Here is a 6,475-nt window from a genome sequence, read left to right on the forward strand (position 1 = left end):
GCCCATCCCGCGGGCGGAGAGGGCGGCGGCCCGCCCCTCCGCCTGTCTCTCGGGTCGCTTCGCCCGGGGCGCCTATGCCGCGCCGTCGCCGGCGAGCAGCGAGGTCAGCTCGTCCTCGAATTCCTTGACCCGGTCGATTGGTCGCCCTGTGGCGCGGATCACGGTTGATCGGTCGCCCGCCACGGCGACCGTCAGCCGCAGCGTCGGCGACGCGACGAATCGGTACTCGGTGGAGCGATCGCCCTCGACGATGAAGCGCGTGGCGACCGTCTCCTCGTAGCGGCGGCGCAGGAGTTGGAGGCAGGCGTCGGTCTCCAGGCTGATCTCGCCCGTGTAGGCGATCTCCTTGTATTCCGGGTCGTCCGGCCGGAAATCCAGCCAGTATTGCCAGTCGAACACCTGCGCGAACACGGCGTCCGAGAACCGCTCGGCGTTCGTCACCCACGGCGGCTCGCCCAGCCAGGCGAAGAGGACGGGCGGGTCGTCGCCCTCGTCGAGGACGACAATACGGTCGAAGTTGTTCTGGTTCTCGCTGTTGAACCGCAGGCCGCGGACCCCGTCCGGGGTCGTGACCACTTCGGGCCGGTCGAACAAGAACCAGTCGTCGTTGCTGTACTTCCCGAGCAGGCTCCCGTCGTCGATCCCCGCCCACTCCAGGAACGCCGCCGGCAGTGTAATGTCGTTCGCCTCCGCCCAGTCGGTAAGGATCGCGACGCAACGCGCCGGTCGCGCGCCTTCATCGCCCAGGAGCGCCAGCGTCCGGTCGTGGTATCGTGTCATGTCGGCTCCACAAGTTTAATCGCCGCCCGACGTCGCCGATCTGTTGGGTCAATCTCCGTCGGGTACTCGGGCCGCCTCGGCGGGGGACGCGTCGCCGGGAGCCCCGGCCGGCCGCATCAACCACGCGATCAACAAGTACGCGGCCAGCGCCAGCGGGATGACATACGCCAGCTTCGCGGCCCAGAGGAAGCCGAGCGCCCGCGCGGCCGAGGCGAGGGTGAACAGGGCGACGGACCCTAACAGGAGGAAGCAGCCGGCGGTCGCCATCGACGACTTGAAGGCGGCCTCCTCGGAGAGGGGGGCGGGGCGGACGTCGACGGTCCGACGCCGCCGCAGGCTCCGACGCGCCGCGTCGGTCAGCTCCATCGAGCGGATGCCGTCGTCGAGCGTCGGCGCGGCGGGAGACTTCAGCGCCTCCAGCAGCGCGACTTGGGGCGACCACGCGTATGTCTCGACCGTCTCGTCGCCGGGGCGATGCCGCAGGTCGTCGATAGTCGCCGCGCCGTGTCCGAGTGACAGGATCAGCGATCCGTCGGCGCCCGTGGTCGTCAGGTGGGAAGGCGCTTCAGGATCGCTCGTGGCCCGGAATTCCGCGAGGCGGCCGTCGCGGGATCGCATACGGACCATCAGGTCGTGCCTAGGGTCTGGCCCCTCCGGGTCGCCCGAGGCCGTCAGGGCCTCGAAGTCCCCCAGGAGCGCGCGGAGCACGTCCACCCCGCGGGCGAAGGCGGCCAGCAGGTCGCCGTCGGGCGCGGGGAGGTGGTGGACGACCGAGCGGAACTCGCCCAGGGAGCCGTCGGCGAGGGCCGAGCGGAGCCGGGCGACGCCCGGATGGAGCCGCGTCGGCAGGTCGGGGACGACTCGCCCGGACGCCTGGAGATACGCCGTGTCGTCCGGCCCCGGCGGGTGGAGGCAGACGACGGTCGGCCCGTCGGCCGGCACCCTGCGCGTGTAATCGACCCGATCGGCGACCGGGCCCCCCAGGATCAGGACGTCGGCCGGCCCGTCGGGGTCGTCGACTCGGGCCACTTCCAGGCCGTCGCGGCCGTTCAGGGCGTCGAACCAGGCACGTTCGGCGGCGCCGTCGCCGAGGATCGCGATCCGCATCGTGGACTCCGGCCGGATTGACCGCCCCCGGGCGCGGGGGCGATAATCCAACAGGATGGGGCGTCGAGACGGCCGTTACAAGGGGATGAGCGTCGGTGATCACGATCGAGAACGTCCATGACTTCCCCGCCCGCGCCCGAGGCGCGTACGTCACGATCGGCAACTTCGACGGCGTCCATCGCGGCCACGCCCGCCTGATCTCCGAGCTGGTCGCCCGCGCCGAGGCCGTCGGCGCGCCGGCGCTGGCGGTGACGTTCCACCCGCATCCCGCCACCTTCCTCCGGCCGGATCGAATCCCCGACCCCCTCGTCTGGCTGGAGCGCGAGATCGGGCTGCTGCGGGCGGCCGGCGTCTCCGACGTGGCCGTCTTCAAGACCGGCCCGTGGCTGCTGGAGCTTTCGGCGCGCGAGTTCTTCGAGCGCGTCGTGATGGGCCAGTTCGGCGTCCGGGGGATGGTCGAGGGGCCGAACTTCTTCTTCGGCCGCGACCGCGGCGGCAACGTCGCCGTGCTGCGGAAGTGGTGCGACGAGGCCGGCATCGAGCTGCGGGTCGCCGAACCCCTGACCACCGACGACGGTCGGATGATCTCCTCGTCCCGGATCCGCGCCACGCTGGCCGACGGGGACGTCGCCGAGGCCCGAGCGCTGCTCGGCCGCCCGCACCGCGTCCGAGGGGTCGTCTCCCACGGCGCCGGCCGGGGCGCGGGGATCGGCGTCCCCACGGCCAACCTGGACGAGATCGACGTCCTCATCCCCGCCGACGGCGTCTACGCCGCGCGCGTCCTGGTCCCCTCCGCCGACGGCTCCCCGCCGACCCGCTGGCCGGCCGCCTGCAACATCGGCCCGAATCCCACGTTCGGGGAGCAGGCCCGCAAGGTCGAGGCCCACCTGATCGGCTTCCGCGGCGACCTGTACGGCCAGACGCTGGAGATGGACCTCCTGCGCCGCCTTCGCCCCACCCGCGCCTTCGCCGGCCTCGACGACCTGCTGGACCAGATCGGCCGCGACGTCGAGGAGGCCTTGCGCGTCTGCGAGGCGGAGTGAGCCGGGCTTCGAAACGCGGCGACGGCGCGGGCCGCAATGGGCGGTCGCGCCGTCGTCTGGTTCATCGGGCCACGGCGGCGATCAGTTCGCCTTGGGGTTCAGCAGCGACGAGCCGGGCAGGGGGGGGAGAGAGGCGGTCGTCTCCTCGACGGAGGGCATCTGCTTGCTCGCGGCCTGGCGGACCAGCTCGGAGGCGTCGGACTGGGCCATCTCGACGATCCGGCGCTTCACGGCCGCGTCGTCGGTCTTTTGCTCGCCGAGCGCCTCGACGGCGCGGGCGCGGACGCTCTCGTCCTTGTCGTGCGACAGCCGCATCAGCCAGACGATCGGGTCGATGTCGGCGCGGTCCTTCACCAGGGCGATGACCGACGCCCGCTGGTCGGCCCGAGGGCTGGTCATCATCACGCCCAGGCTGATCTGCTCCTGGTTCAGCCCCCGGAGCTTCAGCGCGGAGAAGGCGGCCTCGCGGATCGGCTGGTCCTGGTCGTGGATGCTCTGGATCAGCATGTCCTCGGTCAACAGGGCGCGGCGGGCCGCGAACGAGATGACCACCTGGCGGCGGACCTCGACGGCCGGGTCGGCGGCATGGGCCAGCGCCGGGGCGGCGGCGGCGTCGATCGGCAGGAAGCCCAGCGAGTAGACCGCCGCGGCGCGGGTGCGGGCGTCCTTGCTGGCGAGGGAGCGGACCACCGCCGGGTGGAGACCATCCTTCCACTCGGCCACCCGGGCCTCGTCGATCTCGGAGAGCGTGCGGCCCGGGACCCAGGTCCAGAACTTGGCCGTCTCGCCGAGCGCGACGAAGCGGACCTCGGGATCGACGTCGGTCAGGGCGGCGGCGAAGACGTCGTGGATCGGCTTGAGGGCCTCAAGGAACCGGATCGAGACCGTGTCGACCCGGAACCGGTCGATCATCGCGCCGGCGAGGCTCGCCGTCGCGGCGCGGCCGGCCGGCTGGAACTGGAGGAAGCCCGCGCGCATCGCGCCGATCAGCTCCAGGTAGTCGTCGACGACGGCGTCGGTCACGGGCTCCTTGGGCTCGCCCTCCTTGACGACCACGCGCGACCGGACGGCCGCCAGCGCCCTGGCGTCGCCGGCGCGGATGGCCTGCGCCAGCTCGGCGGTCGTGCTGGACTCGCCGAAGGCCTCGCCATCGGCCGTGGCCGCGGCGTTCGCGGTCGGCGCCGACGCGCCCTCGCCCGCGGGACGCCGAGAAGACGTCGCCCAGAACAGCCCCGCCCCGGCCGCGACGACGGCCAGGCCGCCCGCGATCCAAAGTCCCGTCCCGCGTCCCTGTGGCATGTCGGCCTCCTTGCCTCGATGGGAACCGGTCTCTCGGGCGCCCGCTCCCGGACCCCCTGATGGGCGTGGATCATATTGAGAAACGCCCCCCCCGCAAGGCCGATCTCGATTTCGACTCCAGTTTTCCCGGCCGCCGGCCGACGCGCCCGCGAGCCGTCGCGATTATCGCCCTTCTCGCGCCGACCACCCAGATTGCCCACTGCTCCGCCGAGGCCGGAAGTTGCCAGGTCAATGGGATGAATGTCAGGAAACGGCGACGGCGGGCCGATCTCTAGCGTAGGAGTTTCGGGCGCGGCTCGGGGGAGGAGTCCCGGGAGGCACCGCGTCCGCCTCGGCCGGGAAGAGGATGGAGCGCACACCATGACCGGATCCAGCCGCGACCGATCACGCTCGGCCGTCGGGAAGGCCCTCGGCGTCCTGTTGGCCCTGGGCGCGTGCCTGGCGCAGGGGACGGCGGGGGCGGGGATCGGCAGGGGGAAGGTCGAGCCCGCGCACGTCGTGCCGATGGACCAGATCCCGGCCGAGTTCCGCGAGCAGGTGGGCGAGGTGATCCGCGAGCACACCTTCCACCGCAAGGGGGACGCCGAGGCGTTCCCGTGCGACCCCTCGCTGTACCTCTCGCTGGTCAACGAGCCGGCCATCACGCTCGCGCTCTGGAAGGACCTGGCCGACAACCCGGTGCGGATGCGTCGGCTCGGCCCCGACAGCTACGCCGGCGAGGACGGCTCCGGTTCGTCGGCCGCCTGGCGGTTCGTGCTGCGTTCGCCCAAGGTCCACGTCATCCTGGCGAACCTGAGCTACCTCGGCGGCCCCCGCGGCAACACCCAGATCGAGGCCCGCGCGGTGCTGGTGCTCCACACCGGCTACTATCGCGAGGTGAACAAGCAGCCGTACATCCAGCACGACGTCGAGGCGTTCGTGAAGATCGACTCCAAGGGCTGGAAGACCCTCGCCAGGACGTTCCGCCCCCTGATCGAGAAGCTGATGGACGAGCAGGTGAAGGAGGCCGGCCAGTTCATCTCGCTGATGACGCGCCTGGTGGTCACTTACCCAAACTGGGCGACCGAGGTCGCGACCCGAGAGCCCGAGGCCACCCCAGAAACCCGCGCCCAGTTCCGCCAGCTCGTCGCCCAGCACCGCCTCCCCGACGCCTCCGAAGGCCGCCCCGTCGTCATGGCCGACGCCTCCCAGGATCCCGAATCCCGTCGCCGCTGAGGCGAGACGAACCTGAACGGCTGTCCGACGGCGTGAGTCCCCGGCGAAAATGGGCCGGGGCGCCGTCGCGACGGCGTCCTCGCGAGGCCCGACCCATGGGCCGACGTCCGGGGAGGAGCCGTGATGGCCGAGCGCAAATTCACCGACGAGATCCTCGACGACCGCATGGCGGAGATCCTACGGCGGAAGACCCCCGCCGAGCGCCTCGAAATGACCTTCGCCATGTGGAGATTCGCCCGGGACCTGGTGAGCGCCTCCGTCCGCGCGTCGCACCCCGACTGGTCGGACGACGAGGTCCGCCGCGAGACCGCCCGGAGGATGTCTCATGGGGCCGTCTGAGCATCCGTCGAGTGGCGAGGGCCGAACCACCCCAGCGGTTCCACGGACTCGATCTGCTGGCGTAGCCGCCAGATCACGTGATGAAGCTCGTCCTGATTGCACCAGTATTTGGCGATCGTGCCGAACTCGGCATACGGGCTGACGTTGAATCCCCCCTCGAGATCGTTGTACCAGATGACCTGGCGTCCGATGAGGCCCACGGCCCAGAAGCCGCCCCCGAGGTCGCCCCAGGGGCTCTGACGCCACTTCGTCGGCGGCACCCGGACCATATCCCAGAGCAAGCGCTCGACATCCTCCATCTGGGCGACCGAATCGGAGATTAGCTCGGACAGCGATTCGAGTGTGACGGGGGCCCACATCTGGCGCCTCCAGGGAATGGCTTTGGCTTGCACGAACTGCGTCTAGTAGACCGTCTCGGCGAAGAGCGTGGGCCGCGAGCATGCTCCCTGTAGGCTGGGTCGCGACCCAGCTCCTGGATACGCTTCGGCTTGCGCGAGCTGGGTCTCGACCCAGTCTACGAGAAAGGCCCACCTCTTTGGGTGCCGCGGTCTACTAGGTTCTGTCTGACGGCTCGTAAAGCGTTACGATGGCGGCTTCACCAGGGAGGCCGCGATGACGCGACGCTATGAGCTGAAGGACGAGGAATTCGCGCTGATCGCCGACCTGCTCCCGCCGACGGGGCGGCCGGGCGG

General features: G+C 71.0%; 7 protein-coding genes. 3 read left to right on the top strand and 4 right to left on the bottom strand.

Translation table 11 applies throughout. The annotated features are described in order from the left end of the window. Positions 1-72: 72 nt before the first annotated feature. Positions 73-780, bottom strand: coding sequence for a hypothetical protein (locus WG209_RS21815; protein WP_337177212.1), 708 nt, complete (start codon positions 778-780; stop codon positions 73-75). Between the two features lie 48 nt (positions 781-828). After that, complete coding sequence (locus tag WG209_RS21820; protein ID WP_337177213.1) at positions 829-1,887, bottom strand: hypothetical protein; 1,059 nt, start codon at positions 1,885-1,887, stop codon at positions 829-831. A 95-nt stretch (positions 1,888-1,982) separates the two neighbouring features. Between WG209_RS21820 and ribF the strand changes: the two genes are divergently transcribed. Then, complete coding sequence (gene ribF, locus WG209_RS21825) at positions 1,983-2,930, top strand: riboflavin biosynthesis protein RibF (protein WP_337177214.1); 948 nt, start codon at positions 1,983-1,985, stop codon at positions 2,928-2,930. Between the two features lie 81 nt (positions 2,931-3,011). Here ribF and WG209_RS21830 read toward each other — a convergent pair whose 3' ends face one another. Continuing rightward, the gene (locus WG209_RS21830) at positions 3,012-4,229 is read right to left on the bottom strand and encodes a HEAT repeat domain-containing protein (protein ID WP_337177215.1); all 1,218 of its coding nucleotides are present in this window, start codon (positions 4,227-4,229) and stop codon (positions 3,012-3,014) included. Positions 4,230-4,589: 360 nt separating this feature from the next. Here WG209_RS21830 and WG209_RS21835 point away from each other — a divergent pair, with 360 nt between their 5' ends. Further along, complete coding sequence (locus tag WG209_RS21835; protein ID WP_337177216.1) at positions 4,590-5,444, top strand: hypothetical protein; 855 nt, start codon at positions 4,590-4,592, stop codon at positions 5,442-5,444. A gap of 123 nt (positions 5,445-5,567) precedes the next feature. Continuing rightward, positions 5,568-5,783, top strand: a complete 216-nt coding sequence (locus tag WG209_RS21840; protein WP_337177217.1) for a hypothetical protein — start codon at positions 5,568-5,570, stop codon at positions 5,781-5,783. On the opposite strand, the gene WG209_RS21845 is transcribed toward WG209_RS21840, so the two are convergent. Further along, the gene (locus tag WG209_RS21845; protein WP_337177218.1) at positions 5,768-6,064 is read right to left on the bottom strand and encodes a hypothetical protein; all 297 of its coding nucleotides are present in this window, start codon (positions 6,062-6,064) and stop codon (positions 5,768-5,770) included. The genes WG209_RS21840 and WG209_RS21845 overlap by 16 nt on opposite strands. Between the last annotated feature and the right edge of the window lie 411 nt (positions 6,065-6,475).

The organism is Paludisphaera sp., assembly GCF_037189885.1.
GTDB lineage: Bacteria > Planctomycetota > Planctomycetia > Isosphaerales > Isosphaeraceae > Paludisphaera.

What these genes read in the sequence shown, in the direction of transcription:
- WG209_RS21815 (WP_337177212.1), bottom strand. Translation starts at nt 780, where the DNA reads ATGACACGATACCACGACCGGACGCTGGCGCTCCTGGGCGATGAAGGC.
- WG209_RS21820 (WP_337177213.1), bottom strand. Translation starts at nt 1,887, where the DNA reads ATGCGGATCGCGATCCTCGGCGACGGCGCCGCCGAACGTGCCTGGTTC.
- WG209_RS21830 (WP_337177215.1), bottom strand. Translation starts at nt 4,229, where the DNA reads ATGCCACAGGGACGCGGGACGGGACTTTGGATCGCGGGCGGCCTGGCC.
- WG209_RS21835 (WP_337177216.1), top strand. Translation starts at nt 4,590, where the DNA reads ATGACCGGATCCAGCCGCGACCGATCACGCTCGGCCGTCGGGAAGGCC.
- WG209_RS21840 (WP_337177217.1), top strand. Translation starts at nt 5,568, where the DNA reads ATGGCCGAGCGCAAATTCACCGACGAGATCCTCGACGACCGCATGGCG.